General features: G+C 61.4%; 24 protein-coding genes. 12 read left to right on the forward strand and 12 right to left on the reverse strand.

Translation table 11 applies throughout. The features are described from left to right. Window positions 1–41 precede the first annotated feature (41 nt). Window positions 42–1,109 carry an AraC family transcriptional regulator ligand-binding domain-containing protein gene (locus tag ACSQ17_RS03680; protein ID WP_436067629.1) on the forward strand — a complete coding sequence of 356 codons (1,068 nt, stop codon included), beginning with the start codon at window positions 42–44 and terminating at the stop codon, window positions 1,107–1,109. 21 nt (window positions 1,110–1,130) lie between these two features. Continuing rightward, window positions 1,131–2,669, forward strand: a complete 1,539-nt coding sequence (locus ACSQ17_RS03685; RefSeq protein ID WP_436067630.1) for a sigma-54-dependent transcriptional regulator — start codon at window positions 1,131–1,133, stop codon at window positions 2,667–2,669. Between the two features lie 9 nt (window positions 2,670–2,678). Here ACSQ17_RS03685 and ACSQ17_RS03690 read toward each other — a convergent pair whose 3' ends face one another. From ACSQ17_RS03690 to ACSQ17_RS03720, 7 genes are all read right to left on the reverse strand, one after another. Further along, window positions 2,679–3,446: a crotonase/enoyl-CoA hydratase family protein gene (locus ACSQ17_RS03690; protein WP_436067631.1), complete on the reverse strand. Its 768-nt coding sequence runs from the start codon at window positions 3,444–3,446 to the stop codon at window positions 2,679–2,681. 108 nt (window positions 3,447–3,554) lie between these two features. After that, the gene (locus ACSQ17_RS03695) at window positions 3,555–4,466 is read right to left on the reverse strand and encodes an SDR family oxidoreductase (RefSeq protein WP_436067632.1); all 912 of its coding nucleotides are present in this window, start codon (window positions 4,464–4,466) and stop codon (window positions 3,555–3,557) included. Window positions 4,467–4,573: 107 nt separating this feature from the next. Next, entirely contained in the window at window positions 4,574–5,104 is a 531-nt protein-coding gene (locus tag ACSQ17_RS03700) for a DUF1569 domain-containing protein (RefSeq protein WP_436067633.1), read from the reverse strand. After that, window positions 5,104–5,988 (reverse strand): alpha/beta fold hydrolase, encoded by an 885-nt coding sequence (locus tag ACSQ17_RS03705; RefSeq protein ID WP_436067634.1) that lies wholly within the window; start codon window positions 5,986–5,988, stop codon window positions 5,104–5,106. The genes ACSQ17_RS03700 and ACSQ17_RS03705 overlap by 1 nt, the downstream gene beginning before the upstream one ends. After that, window positions 5,985–6,767 carry a class II aldolase/adducin family protein gene (locus ACSQ17_RS03710; protein ID WP_422909973.1) on the reverse strand — a complete coding sequence of 261 codons (783 nt, stop codon included), beginning with the start codon at window positions 6,765–6,767 and terminating at the stop codon, window positions 5,985–5,987. Before ACSQ17_RS03710 ends, ACSQ17_RS03705 begins: the two co-directional genes overlap by 4 nt. Window positions 6,768–6,866: 99 nt before the next feature. Continuing rightward, window positions 6,867–7,334 carry a cupin domain-containing protein gene (locus ACSQ17_RS03715; protein ID WP_436067635.1) on the reverse strand — a complete coding sequence of 156 codons (468 nt, stop codon included), beginning with the start codon at window positions 7,332–7,334 and terminating at the stop codon, window positions 6,867–6,869. Then, entirely contained in the window at window positions 7,334–7,786 is a 453-nt protein-coding gene (locus tag ACSQ17_RS03720; protein WP_436067636.1) for a flavodoxin, read from the reverse strand. The genes ACSQ17_RS03715 and ACSQ17_RS03720 overlap by 1 nt, the downstream gene beginning before the upstream one ends. Window positions 7,787–7,898: 112 nt before the next feature. On the opposite strand from ACSQ17_RS03720, the gene ACSQ17_RS03725 reads away from it, so the two are divergent. Then, window positions 7,899–8,360 carry a PAS domain-containing protein gene (locus ACSQ17_RS03725; RefSeq protein ID WP_436067637.1) on the forward strand — a complete coding sequence of 154 codons (462 nt, stop codon included), beginning with the start codon at window positions 7,899–7,901 and terminating at the stop codon, window positions 8,358–8,360. 51 nt (window positions 8,361–8,411) lie between these two features. Next, window positions 8,412–9,023, forward strand: coding sequence for a hypothetical protein (locus tag ACSQ17_RS03730; protein WP_436067638.1), 612 nt, complete (start codon window positions 8,412–8,414; stop codon window positions 9,021–9,023). Between the two features lie 140 nt (window positions 9,024–9,163). On the opposite strand, the gene ACSQ17_RS03735 is transcribed toward ACSQ17_RS03730, so the two are convergent. Further along, on the reverse strand, window positions 9,164–10,942 hold the full coding sequence (locus ACSQ17_RS03735; RefSeq protein ID WP_436067639.1) for an acyl-CoA dehydrogenase C-terminal domain-containing protein: 1,779 nt from the start codon (window positions 10,940–10,942) through the stop codon (window positions 9,164–9,166). Between the two features lie 205 nt (window positions 10,943–11,147). Then, a complete protein-coding gene (locus ACSQ17_RS03740; RefSeq protein WP_436067640.1) occupies window positions 11,148–12,101 on the reverse strand; it encodes a MerR family transcriptional regulator in 954 nt (317 codons plus the stop codon). A 91-nt stretch (window positions 12,102–12,192) separates the two neighbouring features. On the opposite strand from ACSQ17_RS03740, the gene ACSQ17_RS03745 reads away from it, so the two are divergent. Next, complete coding sequence (locus ACSQ17_RS03745) at window positions 12,193–12,615, forward strand: thiol-disulfide oxidoreductase DCC family protein (RefSeq protein WP_436067641.1); 423 nt, start codon at window positions 12,193–12,195, stop codon at window positions 12,613–12,615. 4 nt (window positions 12,616–12,619) lie between these two features. On the opposite strand, the gene ACSQ17_RS03750 is transcribed toward ACSQ17_RS03745, so the two are convergent. Next, the gene (locus ACSQ17_RS03750) at window positions 12,620–12,916 is read right to left on the reverse strand and encodes a DUF6482 family protein (RefSeq protein ID WP_436067642.1); all 297 of its coding nucleotides are present in this window, start codon (window positions 12,914–12,916) and stop codon (window positions 12,620–12,622) included. A gap of 263 nt (window positions 12,917–13,179) precedes the next feature. Here ACSQ17_RS03750 and folM point away from each other — a divergent pair, with 263 nt between their 5' ends. From folM to ACSQ17_RS03780, 6 genes are all read left to right on the forward strand, one after another. Further along, window positions 13,180–13,890, forward strand: coding sequence for a dihydromonapterin reductase (gene folM / locus ACSQ17_RS03755; protein WP_436067643.1), 711 nt, complete (start codon window positions 13,180–13,182; stop codon window positions 13,888–13,890). 22 nt (window positions 13,891–13,912) lie between these two features. Next, the gene (gene folE / locus ACSQ17_RS03760) at window positions 13,913–14,473 is read left to right on the forward strand and encodes a GTP cyclohydrolase I FolE (protein ID WP_233686321.1); all 561 of its coding nucleotides are present in this window, start codon (window positions 13,913–13,915) and stop codon (window positions 14,471–14,473) included. Next, window positions 14,473–14,844, forward strand: a complete 372-nt coding sequence (folX, locus tag ACSQ17_RS03765) for a dihydroneopterin triphosphate 2'-epimerase (protein WP_436067644.1) — start codon at window positions 14,473–14,475, stop codon at window positions 14,842–14,844. The genes folE and folX overlap by 1 nt, the downstream gene beginning before the upstream one ends. A 101-nt stretch (window positions 14,845–14,945) precedes the next feature. After that, entirely contained in the window at window positions 14,946–15,239 is a 294-nt protein-coding gene (locus tag ACSQ17_RS03770) for a DUF1244 domain-containing protein (RefSeq protein ID WP_233686323.1), read from the forward strand. Then, window positions 15,236–15,580 (forward strand): HopJ type III effector protein, encoded by a 345-nt coding sequence (locus ACSQ17_RS03775; RefSeq protein ID WP_233686324.1) that lies wholly within the window; start codon window positions 15,236–15,238, stop codon window positions 15,578–15,580. Before ACSQ17_RS03770 ends, ACSQ17_RS03775 begins: the two co-directional genes overlap by 4 nt. Before the next feature lie 181 nt (window positions 15,581–15,761). After that, entirely contained in the window at window positions 15,762–16,349 is a 588-nt protein-coding gene (locus ACSQ17_RS03780) for a putative glycolipid-binding domain-containing protein (RefSeq protein WP_436067645.1), read from the forward strand. A 55-nt stretch (window positions 16,350–16,404) separates the two neighbouring features. Here ACSQ17_RS03780 and trxB read toward each other — a convergent pair whose 3' ends face one another. After that, entirely contained in the window at window positions 16,405–17,355 is a 951-nt protein-coding gene (trxB, locus tag ACSQ17_RS03785) for a thioredoxin-disulfide reductase (protein WP_436070423.1), read from the reverse strand. A gap of 415 nt (window positions 17,356–17,770) precedes the next feature. On the opposite strand from trxB, the gene cysZ reads away from it, so the two are divergent. After that, entirely contained in the window at window positions 17,771–18,523 is a 753-nt protein-coding gene (cysZ, locus tag ACSQ17_RS03790) for a sulfate transporter CysZ (protein ID WP_436067646.1), read from the forward strand. Window positions 18,524–18,640: 117 nt separating this feature from the next. On the opposite strand, the gene ACSQ17_RS03795 is transcribed toward cysZ, so the two are convergent. Next, window positions 18,641–19,750 carry an SRPBCC family protein gene (locus ACSQ17_RS03795; RefSeq protein WP_436067647.1) on the reverse strand — a complete coding sequence of 370 codons (1,110 nt, stop codon included), beginning with the start codon at window positions 19,748–19,750 and terminating at the stop codon, window positions 18,641–18,643. Window positions 19,751–19,795 lie beyond the last annotated feature (45 nt).

The following is a 19,795-nucleotide window of genomic DNA, read 5'->3' on the forward strand; positions in this document are numbered from 1 at the left end:
CGACGCACAATCGCATGACCCTGGTTGGAAAAGGACGCCCCATGGCACTGCCCCACATACCCAGCGCAACCGCTTCACAGTTGCTCGATCTGTACATGACGCTGCAGGGCTTCGACCTCGCCGGCCCGGATGACCTGGAAGAATTGGGCGTCGAGCTGGAGCAGTTGAAAAACCTGGAAATGCGCGTGCCAGTGCGCTGGGCCTTGCAGCTCTGGCAACGCGCGGCCAGCCGTGGCGCGCGTGCGGAAATCGGCCTGCTGGTCGGCCAGCAGCGCGGCCTGCACACCCGCGGGCCGGTTGCCCATCTGGCTGCGCAGAGCGCCACGCTGGGCGAAGCCATTGAGCTGTTTCGCCGCTATATCCCGGTGATGAGCGAGGGCGAAAGCCTGCGCGTCGAATCCTTTGCCGGGCGGGTGCGTATCCACTTTCTGTTCAATGCGCCGCTGCTCGGCCACCCCGTAATCAGCGAGCACAGCCTCAGTTCGGCACTGTGCTGGGCGCGTCAGCTCACGGGGGTGCGCCTGGTGCCGCAGGCCGTGGGCTTTCGTCATGCGCCACTGACAGCCCCGGCGATCTATCGCCAGGTGTTCGGGGTATCGCCACGCTTTGCCGAGCCCTTCGACTACCTCGACATATTGGAGAGCGATCTACAGCTAGCGGTGCTGGGCGCCAGTGCCTACCTCAAGGACCTGATGCAGCAACGGGTCAGCGCCATGCAGGCACAGTTGCCAACGCAGCACAGCACCCGCTTGCAGGTATTGCAGCTGATCGAGCAGAACCTGCTCAGCGGTGATCTGTCGGCGGACGGGGTGGCGCGGCACCTGGCCATCAGCCGGCAAACCCTGCACCGCCACCTGCGTGAAGAAGGCTGCTGTTTCTCCGAACTATTGGCGCAGGTACGCCGCCAACATGCGCTGCAACGCCTGCAACAGCCCGGTTGCCGGATCGAGGCGCTAAGCCGCGAACTGGGCTTCAGCGAGCCGAGTGCCTTCTACAAAGCCTTCAAGGGCTGGTTCGGCCTGTCACCCAAGGCCTACCAACAACAGGTTGCTGGCGACTCGACAGATTTAACTAAGCCAGACAGACCGGGCATACTGGCGCACCTGTAAACCAGTCGGCCGCCCGTTTTCATGCGTATTCACGTCAGCTTTATCGACCGCGTTGGCATCACCCAGGAAGTGCTGGCCCTGCTCGGTGGGCGCAATCTAAACCTGGATGCGGTGGAGATGGTGCCGCCCAACGTCTATATCGATGCGCCGACCTTGAGCCCCGACGTGCTCGACGAACTGCGCGAGGCGCTGTTCAAGGTGCGCGGCGTGCAAGCGGTGACCATTGTCGACATCCTCCCCGGCCAGCGCCGCCACCTGCAACTCGATGCCCTGCTTGCCGCCATGACCGACCCGGTGTTGGCGGTCGACAGCCAGGGCCGTGTGTTGCTGGCCAACCCGGCACTGATCGAACTCTGTGGCCAACAGCCTGATGGCCTGGGCATTGGTGAGCTGTTCGCCGACAACGATCTGCACCAGGCGCTGCTCGACCAGGGCTTTCGCCTGCCGATGCGCGAGGTCACGCTCAAGGGTCAGGCCCTGCTGCTGGATGCGCAGCCGATCACCGAAGGCGTCGACGGTGGCGCGCGGCAATTGGCCGGCGGTCTGCTCAGCCTGTATGCGCCAAACCGCATCGGCGAACGCCTGGCGGCGCTGCACCACGACCATGCCGAAGGCTTCGACTCTCTGCTCGGTGACTCCGCGCCCATTCGCAGCCTGAAGACCCGTGCCCAGCGCGTCGCCACCCTGGATGCACCGCTGCTGATCCAGGGTGAAACCGGTACCGGCAAAGAACTGGTGGCGCGCGCCTGCCATGCCATCAGCACACGGCGTACCGCGCCGTTTCTGGCGTTGAACTGTGCGGCACTGCCGGAGAACCTCGCCGAAAGCGAGCTGTTCGGCTACGCCCCCGGCGCCTTTACCGGGGCCCAGCGCGGCGGCAAGCCGGGGCTGCTGGAGCTGGCCAACCAGGGCACGGTATTTCTCGATGAAATCGGCGAAATGTCACCGTACCTGCAGGCCAAGCTGCTGCGCTTTCTCAGCGACGGCAGCTTCCGTCGCGTTGGCGGGCAGAGCGAGGTCAAGGTTAATGTGCGCATCCTCAGCGCCACCCACCGTGACCTGGAGAAGATGGTCAACGAAGGAGCGTTCCGTGAGGACCTGTTCTATCGCCTCAACGTGCTCAACCTGGAAGTACCGCCGCTGCGCGAGCGCGGCCAGGACATCCTGCTGCTGGCGCGGCACTTTATGCAGCAGGCCTGCGCGCAGATCCAGCGCCTACCCTGCCGCCTGACGCCGGACACCTATCCGGCGCTGCTGGGCAACCGCTGGCCGGGCAACGTGCGCCAGTTGCAGAACGTGATCTTCCGCGCTGCGGCGATCTGCGAAAGCAATTTGGTGCAGATCGGTGATCTGGATATCGCCGGCACCGCGGTGGCCGCGCAGCAAACCGAGGGTGAAGTCAGCAGCCTGGAAGCCGCCGTGGCCGAATTCGAAAAGAATTTGCTGGAAAAGCTCTACCCCAGCCACCCTTCAACCCGGCAACTGGCGACTCGCCTGAGCACCTCGCACAGCGCCATTGCCATGCGCCTGCGCAAATACGGGATTCCGGGCAAGCCGTAAACGCGCTGATCAGAAGGTGCCGTGACGCCCCGTGCCATCCTTGAAACGCTGTGCGCCGGCCAGGGTTTCACCGCTGGCGATTACCGTCATACCACCGGCAAATTCGTTGGCCATGGCCTGGGCAAACGGCAGGTGCCACTGCGCGTAGGCACTGGCGCGGTCGGCGAGCATGCAGCGCTGCGGGAAGCCAGCAATCTCCAGCGCCAGTTGCTGGGCGGCGGCTAACACGCTGCCAGCGGCGACCATCCGATTGACCAACCCCATGCTCAACGCCTCTTCAGCCAACACCGGACGACCGGTGAGAATCAGATCCAGCGCGCGGCCCTGGCCGATAATCCGTGGCAAACGCACCGTGCCGCCATCAATCAGCGGCACGCCAAAGCGTCGGCAGAACACCCCGAGCACGGCGTTATCGGCCATCACCCGCAGATCGGCGAGCAGCGCCAACTCCAGCCCACCGGCCACCGCGTGACCTTCGATAGCAGCAATCAGCGGTTTGCTCAGCTGCATGCGGCTGGGGCCCATCGGCCCGTCACCCTCGGTTTCCAGGCGATTGGTGCGCTCAACACCCTCGGCAAACGCGCCCAGATCAGCACCGGCGCAGAAGGTGTCGCCGGCCCCCGCCAAAACAGCCACCCGCGCCTGCTCGTCCGCTTCAAAATCCCGTAAGGCGCTGGCCAGCGCCTCAGCCGTCGGCCGATCAACCGCGTTGCGCACCTCCGCGCGGTTGATGATCAGGGTGGTTACCGGGCCGTTCTTTTCGATGATGACGCGCATGACCTGCTCCCTAAAAAGCCGAAGGCCGGCATTAAGCCGGCCTTCACCTTATAGCCCTGGGCGGTGGAAATCAGCCTGCTGACCGATCTCTCTGCCAGAGTGGCGCAATCAGAGGGCGAACTTCTGCAGGTTGGCCATCATCTCTTTCATCGCTTCGATATTGTCCTTCGGATGAGCCGCGCCCTCGAAGTCGCAGATCTGCGCAAAGTTGGCCGCCACGTCTTCCGGGCTGTAGCCTTCGCGCGGGTCAAAGCCGGCACCCAGGCTGCGTTCCCAACGCACTTTGCCCATCCAGCCGCCGCCCACTTCGAACAGGCCGGAGGTTTCTTCACAGACATTGCTCGCCAGGTACACCACCAGCGGGCTGACCAGCTCAGGCTTGAGCTGCTCGAACACCTGCGGCGGAATCAGGCCTTCGGTCATGCGCGTGCCGCCAGTCGGCGCGATGGCGTTGACCAGGATGTTGCTCTTGCGCCCTTCGAGGGCCAGGGTGCGGGTCAGGCCGTACAAGCCGAGCTTGGCCATGCCGTAGTTGGACTGGCCGAAGTTGCCGTAGATGCCCGAGGTGGACGCCGTGAAGATCACCCGGCCATAACCCTGCTCACGCATGTGCGGCCAGGCGGCGCGGGTAACCTTGTAGGCGCCTTCGACGTGGACTTTGTAAACCAGGTCCCAGTCGGCGTCTTCCATCTTGTGGAAGGTCTTGTCGCGCAGGATGCCGGCGTTGTTCACCACCACATCAATGCGGCCGAAGTTATCGAGGGCGCACTGCACGATCTTTTCGCCGTCGGTCACCGAGTCATGGTTGGCCACGGCGGTGCCGCCTGCGGCGCGGATTTCCTCGACTACCTTGTCTGCCGCCGAGGCGTTGGCGCCCTCACCGTGAGTGCTGCCGCCCAGATCGTTGACCACCACCTTGGCGCCGTGTTTGGCAAACAGCAGTGCATGGGCGCGGCCCAGGCCGCCGCCAGCCCCGGTGACGATTACAACCTGATCTTGAAAACGGATGGCGTCGCTCATGCAGCATTCCTCGGCAGATTAACAATGCGCCGAGTGTCCAGCAGGCGCGCCCCGGTCACAATAGATACAAGTTGCGCTGAATGGTGCGCAATAAAGCAGCAGGATAGTCAGGCCGGACGGATCAGACTCATGTGGTTATACAGATGCAACACATGGGCCTGGGCATAGTCGGCATGGCTAAGCGCGCCGTAGGCAAAATGCGGCTGTAACTCACCCTGATACGCGGCGAAGTCGGCAAACGCCTGCTGCAAACGCTGCAGCGCCTGAGCCTGGGTGGCTGGCACATTCAGCGCAGCGGCACCGGGAATGGCTTCATCCAGCGGATGTCGCATGGCCCCACGCGCGGCAAAGACGCTGAACGCCAAGGGGCCGACGCTGCTGCGAAACCAACCTGGCTTGAGTTCGGGGTAACCGCTGATGGAATACTCGATGCTCTGCGCGCAGTGATTGAACACTTCGGCCGGACTCCAACCCTTGAGGCTGCGCAATGGCTGATCGACCAAACTGGCCAGCAGCTTCTGGGCCGCGTCCAGGCTGACGGCGGCTGGCGCATCGCCGCTGGGCAACGCCCAGAACCCGGCACCGAGAACGGCCACACCTCCGAGGGCGGCACCTTTCAGGACTGTACGTCGTTGCATCATTTGGCCTCCAGCCGTTGACGAAATTGCAGGTAATGCGCCAGCACCTGATCCGGCGCTTCGGTCTGCGGATAATGACCAATGCCCTCCAGCAGCACAGTGTCCGGTTTGGCAATCAGCTCACGGTAACGCGCCACCATATGCGCCCCGGAGATCGGATCGACAGCGCCGTCGATCACCCGCAGCGGCACCGCGGTGGCCTGCATCGCCGTCACCCAACGCTCGCGGTTGACCCGACGCTCGGGCATATAGCGGATCAAGCGGTGCATCACCGCCGGGCCATTATTGGCAGCAATCAGGCTCCAGAAGTCATCCAGCTCACGGGCACTCGGCTGGGTGTGCGGGCCGAACACCTTGGCAAAACTCTGCGCCAGCTTCTGCCGGCTGAACAGCCGGCCAACCAGCGGGCCGATGGGGCTGAGCAGCAGCTTCTGCACCAGCACCGGATGGTGCGTTTCCGGAAACAACCCACCATTGAGAAACACGCAACTGGCGAGCTGCACGCGTCCGTCCTGATGCCGCGCCAGCAGCTCTTGCGCCACGCTGTCGCCGTAATCATGCGCCAGCACATGCAGCGGCTTATCCACGCCCAGATGCGCCAGCAGCGCCTGTTGCAGATCGGCCTGTTCCAGCAGGCTGTAGGCATGCCCACGGGGTTTGGCCGAATCGCCAAAGCCGAGCATGTCGCAGGCAATCACCTGGTAGCGCTCAGCCAGCGCGACCCACAGGTAGTGCCAATCCCAGCTGGCAGTGGGAAAACCGTGAATCAGCAACAGCGGCTCGCCCTGCCCGGCCGTCCAGTAGCGGATGCCATGGCCGTTAAAGCTGAAGTCTTGGCCCGCGTTGCGCCAATCCGCCAGGGCAATGCCTGGCAACGCCGTCATGCTGCGTAACCCGGCATCTGTTGGTCCAGTTTGCGCAGCAGCGCTGGCCACGGCAGTGCGCCGCCCATGCCCTGCGGGCTTTTCATCACGCCGGCGATCATTGCGCGGGCGCCATCGAGAATCTGTTGCGGGATATGGATCAGCTCGGTGCCGCCGCTCTGCGCCATCACCTGAATCTCGCAGGCACGCTGCAGGGTGAACATGCCGAGGAAGGCATCGGCGATGCTGCCGAAAGCGGTGAGCAGGCCATGGTTGGGCAGGATCATGAAATTCTTCTCACCGAGATCCGCCTGCAAGCGCGCTTTCTCGTCATGGTTCAGCGCTACGCCTTCATAGCCGTGGTAGGCCAGGCTGGCGAGGACGAACAGCGACTGCTGCGACAACGGCAACAGGCCCTGCTTCTGCGCCGACACGGCGATACCGGCGGCGGTATGGATGTGCAGCACACAGGCCACGTCGTGGCGCACCTCGTGCACGGCACTGTGGATGGTGTAGCCGGCCGGGTTGATGTCGAACGGGCTGTCCATCAGCTTTTTGCCAGTCAGGTCGATTTTCACCAGGCTGGAGGCAGTGATCTCATGGAACATCAGGCCGTAGGGGTTGATCAGAAACTCTTCGGTGCCGGGAATCTTCGCCGAGATGTGGGTGAAGATCAGATCATCCCAACCATACAGGGCGATCAATCGGTAGCAGGCGGCCAGGTCTACCCGGGTCTGCCATTCAGCGGCGGAGACCTGATCTTTGAGGCTGACAACAGGCAGTGCGTGGGCAACGGTCATGATGAACTCCTCGGCTTTTGTTATTGAAGTGCCCAGGAGTCTAGCGAGGGATGGCGCAAAGGTGAGTCGCTCTGGCGGCCAGCGTGGTGGCCTTGCAGGTCAAACCAGTTCGGGATGCAGCTGCGCGAGCATGGGCCAGTCGCGCTGGGCATCAAGGTCATCACTGAGCAGCTGGAAGCCGGCAAAGTCGAAACCCGGCGTCACCGTGCAGCCCACGAGGGTAAACGCCCCGGTGCTGCGCGCCGCCTGCCAGGTATGTGCCGGCACCAGGCGCTGCGGCAGTTGACCAATGGCTACCGGACCAAGACGCGCACAGCGCACCGCATCGGGCGGCTCGGCCAGCAGCAGCTCCAGCGGAGCACCTTCATAAAAGTGCCAAAGCTCGTCGGCATCCACCCGGTGCCAACGACTGACCGCGCCGGCGGGGAGCAGAAAGATGATCGCCGTGCCACACAGACGGCCACCGTCCAACTGTGCTGACGACTCATACAGACGGCGGTAATAACCGCCTTCCGGGTGCGCCTGCAGTTGCAGCGTGCTGATCAGTTCCTGGGCGCGCGGGTGCATCAGCCGTGCAACGCCGTAATAAAGTCCGCCAGCCAGGGCTCGGCGTCGGTTTCCGGGGTCACGCTTTCGCTGCTGTCCAGGCGCAGCATCGGCTGCACTTCGCGGATGCCCAACTCGGCATACAGCTCGCGCACCAGCTCGCCGCCGCCACAGAAGGTATCGCCATAACTGGAATCGCCGAGGGCAATCACCCCGCCCGGCAAGCCACTCCATGCCGGCAGATGATCACGGATGGCGTAGTACAAGGGCTGCAGATTATCCGGCAATTCGCCCATGCCAGTGGTCGAAGTCACCGCCAAAAAAGCTTCAGGAGCAAACGCCTGAATATCCGACAGGCTGGCGCGCGGGTTGTGCCAGGCCTCATGGCCGGCGGCCTTGAGCAGACGCTCGGCGTGGCGGGCAACTTCCTCGGCGGTGCCGTACACCGAGCCGGAAAGGATGGCGATTTTCATGCAGAACTCCGAAACAGTCAGAACCAAATCGATAAGCCCGGCATTATGCCGCAAGTAGACAGCCCGCCCGGATGTTTTAGAATGCAGCCGACATAGACTGGGAAATCGCCTCATGATCAACGCCAAACTGCTGCAACTGGTGATCAACGCCTCCAATGACGGCATCGTGGTGGCCGAACAGGAAGGTGACGACAACATCCTGATCTATGCCAACCCCGCCTTCGAAAAGCTCACCGGCTACGCCAGCGAAGACATCCTCTACCAGGATTGCCGTTTCCTGCAGGCCGGTGACCGTGATCAGGCCGGGTTAGCCGCAATTCGTGAAGCGGTGAAAGCGCAGCGCCCTTGCCGGCAGATCATCCGCAACTACCGCAAGGACGGCAGCCCATTCTGGAACGAACTTTCGATCACCCCGGTGGTCAACGACGCTGACCAGTTGACCTATTACATCGGTATCCAGAAGAACGTCACCGAGCAGGTCGAAGCGCAGGAGCGAGTCAAGGAACTGGAAGCCGAGATGGCCGTCCTCAAGGCTGAGCTGGCACGTTTGCAGGCGACGACCGGCACTAACTAATCCTCACATCAGCGGTCACAACAGCTCCAGAGCTTGATACAGACCGCGCCCATGCAAGAACAGGCACTCCTGACCCAGGCAGAACTGGCGTTTATCCGCCAGCTGCATCAGCCCGCCCCCACCGAGCAGCGCAACCAACCGCGCCTGCCGGTGGATCTCGGCAAACAACTCAGCGAACTGCTGTCGCACTGCGCGGCCAATGAACAGCTGAGCCTGCATGCGCACATCGCCAACCAGCACCTGACCTTTGACCTGCACCTCAGCCAGGACGAGCAAAACGCGCCCTGCCTGCAACTCAGCGCCCCGCAGATTTTCGACGAAGGTGAAATCAACCGTGCCTGGCGCTCGCCTCTGCCCGAGCCACTGCCGCTGCACAACAGACGGGCGCAGCCTGGCGACCTGTGGATTCATCAACTGTCGATGAATGGCGCACTGGTTGAATACCGTGGCAGCGGCCAGCCGCCCAGACGTTTTCAGCGCCTCCTGCCGGTAGGTGAAGAGCGCCCGATTGCTGTGAGTGGCACCTTCGTGCGCACCACCGCAGACGACCTACTGGCCTACCAACTGCATACCCTCGACCGCTATAACGACGAACAATTGCGCCAGTTCATCTATCAGCAACACCTGCAGCAGGAACAACGGCAGCAGGCCCGGCGCGGCTGAGTGAGCGCAGCAGAATGGCAGGCAAAAAAAGACCCGCACTCAGTGCGGGCCTAAGGTGCAGGAGAGATTCCTGCAGCAGGGATAAAAAAATCCGATAACCGAAAAGGGCGGAAAAATGGCTATCGGATTGCGCAGTCGTTTCAGGCAGCAAATTCCTCATCACTGAAGGCCATCAAGGTGGCTTTGCCGGCCTTGACCTCAGCCAGCAGGCTATCGGTCTCGGTGAGGATGCGCGCCATAAAGAAGTCGGCAGATTTGAGCTTGGCGCCGTAGAACAGGGTTTCCGTGCTGCCGGCCGCCAGCTTGGCTTTAGCCACCGCCGCCATCCGTGCCCACATCCAGGCCAGGCTGGCCAGGGCAAACAGGCGCAGGTAAGGCGTGGCCGCCGCACCGGCTTGCTCGGGGTCTTTCATGCCTTCGCTGGCAATCCACAGCGTGGCTTGCTGCAATTGTTTAAGCGCGGCACCGACCGCAGACACATGCTCTGCCTCGGCATTGGCCTTCAGCCAGCCTTCAATCAGGGCAAAGTAATTACGTACGGCACGCCCGCCACCTAACCCCAGCTTGCGACCAACCAGATCAAGCGCCTGAATTCCGTTGGTGCCTTCATAGATGCGGGTAATCCGCGAATCACGCACCAGTTGCTCGATGCCCCAGTCTTCGGTGAAGCCGGAACCACCGAGTACCTGCAAACCTTCGTTGGCGCAGTTGAAACCTTCATCGGTGAGGAAGGATTTCACCACCGGTGTCAGCAACTGCACCAGATCATCCGCCTGCTCGCGTACTGCAGGGTCTTCATGGTCATGGGCAACGTCTTCATGCAGCCCAGTGAAATACGCCAGTGCGCGGCAGCCTTCGATCATCACCTTCTGCCGTAGCAACATGCGCCGTACATCCGGGTGCACGATGATCGGGTCGGCCGGTTTGTCCGCCGCTTTCGGGCCCGACAGTGAACGACTCTGCAGGCGCTCCTTGGCGAAGCCGAGGCTGACCTGGTAGGCACTTTCAGCAATGCCGAGGCCTTGCATACCGACCATCAGGCGCGCCGAGTTCATCATGGTGAACATGCATTTGAGGCCTTTGTTCGGCTCGCCAATCAGCCAGCCCTGGGCACCTTCAAAATTCATCACACAGGTGGCCGATCCCTTGATGCCCATCTTGTGTTCCAGGCCACCGCAGAACGCCGGGTTACGGCTGCCGTCTGCAAGGAACTTGGGCACCAGGAACAGCGAAATACCTTTCACGCTGTCCGGTGCATCCGGCAGCTTGGCCAGCACCAGGTGCAGGATGTTGTCGGCCAGATCATGCTCACCGCCGGTGATCCAGATCTTGGTGCCGCTGATGGCATAGCTGCCGTCTGCATGCGGTACGGCACGTGTGCGAATCAGCCCCAGGTCGGTGCCGCACTGTGGTTCGGTCAGGCACATGGTGCCGGTCCACTCGCCACTGATCAGTTTCGGCAGGTAGCGCTCCTGCAAGTCACGGGTGCCGTGAGCGGTCAGCGCATTGATCGCGCCGTGGGTCAGGCCCGGATACATGCCCAGCGACAGGTTGGCCGAGCAGACCATCTCTTCGACCATCATGTTCAGCACATGGGGCAGGCCCTGGCCACCGAACTCCGGGGTACAGGCCAGGGCTGTCCAACCACCTTCGGCGAACTGCTGGTAGGCCGCACGGAAGCCATCCGGGGTTTTAACCGTCTTGCTCTGTGGGTCGTAGTGACAGCCCTGCTTATCACCCGAGCTGTTCAACGGAGCGAGCACGTTTTCCGCCAGTTTGGCGGCTTCTTCCAAAATGGCGCCACCGAGGTCGTCTCCGAACTCGCGCTGCGTAGGCAGCGACTGCAAGGTGGCATAAGCGTCGAGCACCTCGTCAAAAACGAAACGCATGTCACGAAGGGGTGCGCGGTATTGGGTCATGTTGCTGAGTCCTCAAGCTGTACAAGTGGAGACAAGCTATACACAAACAAACAATGTATAGCTTTTGTACAGCATAAAACTGCAAACAGCAAGTCTTTCTTGTACAGCATGTACAAGAAAAGGAATTCAGCCACAAAACACAGGCACAGGTAAGCACTGCCGGGCAGGCCACAATCGAGGGGGTCAGATCAATTCAGCGACGGACTCAGGTGTCCAGGTGGCCGGCGAGAAACTGCTGCAGACGACGCTGCATCAGACGGCCTTCATTGCCCAGGCAGGCAATCGGCGAACCACTGAGGCTGTCCTCAGCCAGGTCAGCGCCGTCCCCCGCCATCACCAGCGGGCAATCCAGCGCCAGCGCCAGGCGCGACAACACCTTAGGCAGGTCATCGCTGGGTGGCTGGTTGGAGAACAGCACCAGGGCCTGGGGCTGCATTTTTTCGCAGATCAGGGTCAATTCTTCCAGCGGCTGGCCCAGCCCCAGCACGCTGACAGCAGTGTCAGCGCTGCTCAGCAGCAAACCGGCCACCAACAATTCTAGTTCGCGGCAATGGCCTGGCAACGCCGCCAGCAGCACCCGCTCCTCCACCTGAGCACGCAGCACCTGCAAGCGTTGCAGGGTGCGGGCACGCAGGAAGGTATCGAAGAACAGCCACTCGCTGGCCTGGCCGTATTCGTCCTGGCGCAGCAACAGTTCCTGCCACAGCGGCATGAGGATGTCCTGAAACACCACAGGCAACGGGTAGCTGGAGAAAATCTGCCCGTACAGACGATCCAGGCGCAGCTCATCAAATGCGCTGATGGCACGGCGTAGCTGGGCTTGCCACTCGCCCCACTCGCTGGCGCTGACCTCTTCATAGACCGGCGAGCTGGCGGACTTGATCGAACCGCTCTTGGCCAGAATCTTGCCGACCTTGCTCACCGCCACGCCGCGCTCGATCCACGCCAGGATGCTGCGCACCGACTCAATGTCGGCCTGCGAATACAGGCGATGACCGCTGTCGGTGCGCGTCGGCTGGATCAACCCATAGCGCCGCTCCCAAGCCCGCAGGGTTACCGGATTGACGCCCGTCAGGCGCGCCACTTCGCGGATGGGAAACAGCTCCTCCTGCTTGAGGGCACTCGAAACGAGGGACGACGCACCAACGAGATCGGACATGGGCGGAGGTTTCACAGAAAAAATGTTGCACGCATTGTAACTCAGCTATTTAGCGCATACTTTGTACAAAACCTATACAAAGACTTAGACCATGAACACGCGACCGGCCTGGCCCCTGACGCTCTACTACGACGGCGACTGCCCACTCTGCGCACGCGAGATCCAGACACTGCGTCGGCACGCCAGCGTGCAGCGCCTGTGCCTGGTCGATATCAGCCTGAGCGACTTTCACCCCGAGTCCATCGGACATACCCGGCAAGACCTGCAGGACCGCTTGCATGCTCGCTTTGCCGACGGCCAGTGGGTTACCGGCCTGGACGCCACCTTGTGGAGTTGGCGCGCGGCCGGCCTGGGTCACTGGGCAGCGCCGCTGACCTGGCCGGCATTGCGCCCCCTGCTGGAACTGGCTTACCGCCTGTTCTGCCGGCTGCGCCCACACCTCGACTGGTTGCCGCATCCCGATGGCAGCCAGCGCTGCCGTAAGCAGCAGTGCGACAGCACATCTGCCCACTGAGCGGCTAACGCAGAGGCAGCCAGAGCCCCGGGTCGTCCCCAAGCAAGGCCGGGCGACCGATAATCTCATCGTGACTTTCCGGCTGCAGCAACAACACCTGACGCACCCCACTGCGGCGCAAGCGCATCTTCAGTAGTGCCAGGTTCGGCCAAAGCGCTCGACCCGCTGCGTAGTCCAGCGTGCGCACCTGCCCAGACTGACTGACCACCCGCACCTGATAGCCGCAGCAGCGCAGCGTCAACACCTCAACATGCCGTACTCGCCCGCACATCAACGCCACACTCAATTGCCAAGGCTTCATGACCACCATACCTGTACAAGAAAACCAATCTTGTACACGATAAAAACAATTTTATTGAGCCGCAATCTGTAAAAAATACCGATTAAACTCAATGAAATAGGGCATATAGCGGCAAAGGCAGCAGTATCCTCACAGGCTGCATGGTTGTACAAACAGCATTGCTGGTATAACTTTACTCCTGGTTCAGTCGAGGCCGCGCTCTACTGGTCAGGTAACCCGGCGCAGCGTCGCTGAACCCACCCCTTTCTTTCTGCGAGTCAAGCATGAGCGCCAGCGCCGCCCCCATCCTGATTACCGGAGCCAGCCAGCGCATTGGCCTGTACTGCGCCGAACGTCTGCTGGATGACGGTCACTCAGTGATCGTCACCTACCGCAGCGAACGCGACGGCATTGCCGCACTCCGGCAACGCGGGGTCCTGGCTCTGCAGGCTGACTTTTCCAACGAAGCCGGCATCATGGCCTTTATCGAACAACTTAAAGGACACACCGACAGCCTGCGCGCCATCGTGCACAACGCATCCGACTGGTTGGTGGAAACGCCGGGCGAAGAAGCGGCGGTCTTCCAACAGCTGTTCAGCGTGCACATGCTCGCGCCCTACCTGATCAATCTGAACTGCCAACCTTTGCTGGCACGTTCCACGCCGGCCGATATCGTGCATATCAGTGATGATGTTGCGCGCAAGGGCAGCGCCAACCGTCCGGCCTACTGCGCCAGCAAAGCCGGGCTGGACAGCCTGACCCTGTCGTTTGCTGCGCGCTTCGCGCCACAGATCAAGGTCAACGGCATCGCCCCGGCATTGATCATGTTCAACCCGGACGACGATGCCGACTATCGCAGCAAAACCCTGAACAAATCGGCACTGGGCATCGAACCCGGGCCTCATGTGATCTACCAAAGCCTGCGCTACCTGCTGGATAACCCCTACGTCACCGGTACCACACTGACTGTCAACGGCGGTCGCCATCTCAAATGAGGCTGGCCGCGAGGACCTTGCAATGACCCCAGAACTGCCTAACCACTACCGCGAGATTCTCCTTGGCGTTGGTGAAAACCCTGAACGTGAAGGCCTGCTGGATACGCCCAAACGCGCCGCCAAGGCCATGCAGTACCTGTGCAACGGCTACCACAAGAGCCTGGAAGAAGTGGTCAATGGCGCACTGTTCGAGTCCGACAACGATGAGATGGTGATCGTCCGTGACATCGAGCTGTACTCGCTGTGCGAGCACCACATGCTGCCCTTTATCGGCAAGGCGCACGTCGCCTACATCCCGACCGGCAAGGTGCTCGGCCTGTCGAAGGTGGCACGCATCGTCGACATGTATGCACGGCGCCTGCAGATTCAGGAAAACCTCACCAAGCAGATCGCCGATGCGGTCCAGCAGGTGACCAACGCCGCTGGCGTGGCCGTGGTGATCGAAGCCAAGCACATGTGCATGATGATGCGCGGCGTGGAGAAGCAGAACTCGGTGATGACCTCCTCGGTGATGCTTGGAGCCTTCCGTGAATCCTGCAACACTCGCCACGAATTCCTGCAATTGATCGGACGGAGCAAGTAATGCCGCGACTGGAACCTGGGATGGCGCGCATCCGCGTCAAGGATCTGCGCCTGCGCACCTACATTGGTATCAAGGAAGAGGAGATCAACAACAAGCAGGACGTGTTGATCAACCTGACCATCCTCTACCCCGCTGCCGAGGCCGTACGTGACAACGATATCGATCACGCCCTGAACTACCGCACCATCACCAAGGCGGTGATCCGTCACGTTGAAGAAAACCGCTTCGCCCTGCTCGAGCGCATGACCCAGGAAATTCTCGACCTGGTCATGACCAACCCCGACGTACGCTACGCCGAGGTGGAAGTCGACAAGCTGCACGCTCTGCGCTTTGCCGAGTCGGTGTCGATCACCCTCGCCGCTCACCGCTAACTGCTGCCCGGCGCGTCCTGCGCCGGGGCCGTTGCCGCCAGGCGGGCATGCTTCTATCATCGCCGCCAACGTCTCCTCGCCTGCCATCAGAGAGCATCGCCATGACCGAGCAAGAACGTCTCGAACTTGAAGCCGCCGCCTTTCGCAGCCTGGTACAACACCTGCGTTCGCGTCCCGATGTGCAGAACATCGACATGATGAACCTCGCCGGTTTCTGCCGTAACTGCCTGTCCAAGTGGTTCAAGGCCGCAGCCGACGACATCGGCGTCGCCATCACCCCGGATGAAGCCCGCGAAGAGGTCTACGGCATGCCGTATGCCGAGTGGAAAGCCAAATACCAGAAGGAAGCCAGTGCCGAACAGCAGGCCGCCTTCAATAAAGGAAAAGATGCATGAGTGTCCTGAACGAATTTCGCGCCAAGCTGCACAGTGACCATTTCACCTTCGCCGAAACCCTGGCGTTTATCGCCGAGCACTACCAGTACCAGCCCAGCGCCTTCAGCAATGGCGATGTGGCCAACGCGGCCGGGCAGAACGAAGGTTCGTGCAAGACCCTTGGCCTTGCCCTGCTCGAAGGCTTGAGCCTGGAAGAAACCCTGCGCTGCTTCGGCGAGCATTACCGCAGCGTGCTGGCCACCCCGAGCGGCAGCGACCACGGCAATATCCGCGCCCTGATGAATAGCGGTCTGGCGGGCGTGCGTTTCGAGCAACCATCGCTGCAGCGTATCAGTCACTAGTCACTCGCCAGGCCCACTGCGCAGATTTCTGCGCAACTGTAGGCAAAGGCTGACAGACATCAGTGTGCGGCCGCTCTAAACTGCGCGCCATCAGTCGAACGAGAACACCAGGGAAGGTGCTCCGTGCAGAGTCGTTGCCGCTCTTCCCGGTTTACCCCTTACCCGGCTTGGAGTCGCTTCAATGCAGCAGACCCTGGTATGGAAACCATGGCACAACCCCGGCGTGGAAAACCTGCGCCTGAACATCGATGAGCATGGCATCAACGCCACCAGCCATCTGATGCAAAGCTTGCGGGGCAACAGCATCGCCGCTACCTATGTGCTCAATTGTGACCCGCGCTGGCGCTTTCGCCGCCTGTGGCTGAAGGTCGACAACCACGGCCAGCGCAGCCTTAACCTGAAACGCGATATTCGTGGCAACTGGTTTCACAACGGCGAACCGCGCACGGACCTCAGTGAATGCCAGCAGGTGATGCTGTCCGACTCGCCCTTTACCCACACCCCAGCCCTGCAACGCTGCGCCCTGGAAACCGGGCAGAGTGAATCGCTGCAGGTGGCTTATGTCGACCTCTTGACCCTCAAGGTAGAAGCCCGTAGCCAGCGCTATCAGCGCCTGCGTGAGGAAGGAGGAAGAACCCTGTACCGCAGCGAATCACAAGGCAGCAAAAGCCGCGAGCTGACCGTTGACCAGCACGCCCTACTGGTCAAAGCCAGCGATCAGTTTTTGCGCATGAGCTCGCGGGATTTGAAACTTAATACCTGGGTCTGAGCCTGCCTCTGAGTGCAAAAAGCCCCGAGTCAATCGGGGCTTTTTGCACTCAGACTTATTGACCGTCGAGATAACGCTCCACATCCAGCGCCGCCATGCAACCAGCACCGGCCGAGGTGATGGCCTGGCGATAAACATGATCGGCCACATCGCCGGCAGCAAACACTCCCGGCACGCTGGTGGCGGTGGCATTGCCTTCGCGGCCACCGTTGACCACCAGATAGCCGTCTTTAAGCGCCAGCTGCCCCTCAAACAGTGAGGTATTCGGCGTATGGCCAATGGCGACAAACAGACCATCGACACTCAGCTCGTCAAAGCTGCCATCGTTGTTCTTCACCCGCACGCCGGTCACGCCCATATTGTCGCCAAGCACTTCATCCACCTCGGCGTGCAGCTTGAGCACGATCTTGCCTTCGGCGACTCGCGCTTGCAGTTTGTTCTGCAGAATTTTCTCCGCACGGAAGCTGCCACGGCGGTGCACCAAGGTCACCTTGCTGGCGATATTGGCCAGGTACAGCGCTTCTTCCACTGCCGTATTGCCACCACCGACCACAGCCACCTCGCGGTTGCGATAGAAGAAGCCATCGCAGGTGGCGCACGCGGAAACACCCTTGCCCATAAAGCGTTCTTCGCTGGGCAGCCCCAGATAGCGGGCGCTGGCCCCGGTGGCGATGATCAACGCATCACAGCTGTAGGTACCGCTGTCGCCGATCAGGGTGAAGAGCTTGCCGGCCAGGTCCACGGCATTGATATGGTCGTAGACGATCTCGGTCTCAAAGCGCTCGGCATGCTCCTGCATACGCTGCATCAGCGCCGGCCCGGTCAGGCCATGCACATCGCCCGGCCAGTTATCCACCTCGGTGGTGGTGGTCAGTTGGCCGCCGGCCTGCAGGCCGGTAATCAGTAAGGGCTTGAGGTTGGCCCGCGCAGCGTAGACCGCAGCACTATAACCGGCGGGGCCGGAGCCCAGAATGATCAAGCGGGCATGACGATTGGTAGACATCAGCAACTCCACCCGGCAGGGCCGGCAGCAATAAAAAGGGACTTCCACAATCACCAGGGGAAGGCAACAGAACCTGCTTATGACCTGCTGCGCGTCGGTCCTGCTGCGTTAAAAACAGCCTCGGAATGCTCATGTACAAAAGTACACTCCGCTTCCTTGCCTGTTTTTGCCTTGCAGGCTCCTAGCTCGCGAAGTCGTAAGCAGGTTCTTTAGTCGGAAGCCCCGCAAAGGGATAAACCATCAGTGCCGCGCAGCCTATGCTCGCTAGCCGCACGGCGGAAATATGCTTTGCCAATGCCCCATATAGGCAGGCCCTATAACGCGCCCCAGGCAATCGTTAGCGTCCGTTACCGAGGCTTTCACCTGCCTCGCAAAGCCGGTAAGGTCGGCGCGACTTCCACCTCATGGAGACTTCCCCATGCCCGCTCCCGTGCTGACCGGCCCGCAATACCTTAGCGAAGGCCTGAAACTGGTCTTGAGCCCCGGCTTGCGGCTGTTCGTACTGTTACCGCTGACGATCAACCTGATCCTGTTTACCGCGCTGATCGTGGTTTCCATGCAGCAGTTTGCCGGCTGGGTCGACACCTTTATGCCCAGCCTGCCAAGTTGGCTGAGCTTTCTCGAATACGTGCTGTGGCCGCTGTTTGTGGTGCTGGTGCTGCTGATGGTGTTTTTCACCTTCACCTTGCTGGCCAATATCATTGCTGCACCGTTTAACGGCTTTCTCGCAGAAAAGGTCGAGGTGGTGGTGCGCGGCCAGGACGACTTTCCACCGTTCAGCTGGGCCGAGCTGATGGCCATGGTGCCACGCACATTGGGCCGTGAAATGCGCAAGCTCGGCTACTTTCTGCCACGCGCCATTGGCCTGCTGATCCTCAGCTTTATCCCGGTGGTCAACCTGATCGCCGCGCCGCTGTGGCTGCTGTTTGGTGTGTGGATGATGGCCGTGCAGTACATCGACTACCCGGCGGACAACAACAAGCTGAGCTGGCAGGACATGCTCGCCTGGCTGCGCGAGAAGCGCTGGCAGAGCCTGGGTTTTGGTGGCATCACCTACGCAGCCTTGCTGGTGCCGGGACTGAACATTCTGATGATGCCGGCAGCGGTGGCCGGCGCGACGGTGTTCTGGGTACGCGAGCGCGGCGAGCAGACGCTGACGCCCGCCCCCTGAACTTATCCAGCTGTGTCTGGTGCGTATGGCCTCTGTAGGGTGCGCTGTGCGCACCGAAACACCGGCACCAGGTGCGCGCGGCGCACCCTACAACCCACTGACACTTAACCGAACTGCTTAACTGCGCTCCAAGACGCTGCGCAGTGCCTGCATCGAGGCCTGGGATTCGCGCTCAATGCGCCGGCTTAGCAGCAGGCGATTGGCCAGGCGCATGAGCAGATTGTCAAAACCGTACTCCAGGGTGCGAACAAACTCGCAACCGCCTTCCACGTCCTGGCACTCGTAGGTCAGCAGCAGCGCCAGACCGTGATCGCCACGGGCGCTGGCTTGCCAGCGGCGTACCGGTTGATAGTCGAGCACATCCCAGCACAGATGGCCGGCGCGGCCGCCGGCGTGGATGTCCTCTTCAAATACTTCGCCGGCAAGCAACGCCCCTTCGCGGCCGTAGATGCGCAACGAAGACGGATGCCATTCAGGCCAATGCACCGGTGCGGCGGCATAAGTCAGCACCTCGTCCGCCGGGCGGGTGAGACGGATGCGATGCTGCTGACGATTCTGCTGATAGGTCGGCTCCGGTTCCCAGTGCAGGGTGCCGTACAGCCAGTCCATCAGTGGATGGACGATGCCGAAGTTGCGCGCATGCATCAGCTCACGGCGGTGATGCAGGGTGTGCAAGCGGCGCATCTGACGAATCCACGGCAGGTGCGAAATCGGGTGTTCGTCTGGCAGATGCTCGCAGGCGTGCACCACTTCATAGCTCATATACCCCAGCAGCATGCTGCCGGCGAATAGCGCGGCGAGGTTGCCGTCGAGGTGTGCCAGCACCCACCAAATACCCAGCAGCGGCACGCTGTAGAGCACGATCAGCCAGGCCGGAAAGAGGATCACCCGCCAGTCACGCGACGTTTCATAGCGCATCTGGCCTTCGATGAAAAAGCTGTGGTGATCACCCGTGTGGCGCTTGTAGAACAGCTGGCCAAAGCGCGTCTTGTTGTGCCCCAGGCGCTTGTGTACCTGGTACTCGCCCCAACTGAAGAACACCAGGGTCAACGGCACCAGCAGCCACTGCCAGGACGCCACCGCATCCAGCGTGCGCCACAACAGGGTCAGGCAGATCAGACCGTAGGCCAGCACAAAGGCGGCATGCAGCCAAGGGTTGTACAGCGGGTGGATGGCATCCCGGTAACGCGTACGGAAAGCCTGGGCATTGTCATTGTTGTAGGCCACGGCATGACTCCTGTGCAGATTGACAGCAGTCTAGGCGCGGCCAGA

Source organism: Pseudomonas sp. LjRoot71, assembly GCF_964253255.1.
Lineage (GTDB): Bacteria > Pseudomonadota > Gammaproteobacteria > Pseudomonadales > Pseudomonadaceae > Aquipseudomonas.